Annotated in this window: 1 protein-coding gene; it reads left to right on the forward strand. The window is 35.9% G+C overall.

Annotated features, from left to right (window positions below):
• Positions 1–110 precede the first annotated feature (110 nt).
• Positions 111–412: replication initiation protein (locus DLK05_RS17125; RefSeq protein WP_209319970.1), on the forward strand; the 302-nt coding region annotated here is incomplete at its 3' end.

Here is a 412-nt window from a genome sequence, read left to right on the forward strand (position 1 = left end):
TTTTCTTCGGAATTTTAATATAAATGCTTGAAAACACTAAAAATTAAAACACCTGAATCTGTCTTAATTTTAGCAGTGTTTACGAGCTTTGCAAGCGGTTACTGTTATAAATGAATAAATTTGAAGCACAAGACACTGATTTTCGGTCAACTTTTTATAAAAATTTACCGCACAAGCCATATTGCACGAATGAATTGGGTGCAGGCTTAATCATTCGTCAGAAAAAAACGGCAATTCAAATGCCGTATATCCAACATAACCCGCCTTGCTTCATTTCAAGCTTAGTCTTTGATGTAGACACATCTGACGCTTATTTTTCATGGTTTGATGCAAATTTACCGCCCCCAACGTGGATAGCCAAAAATAGCCAAAATGGACATGCACATATTGGCTATATGCTTTTAGCTCCAGT

This window comes from Ancylomarina longa, assembly GCF_003996985.1.
Classification (GTDB): domain Bacteria; phylum Bacteroidota; class Bacteroidia; order Bacteroidales; family Marinifilaceae; genus Ancylomarina_A; species Ancylomarina_A longa.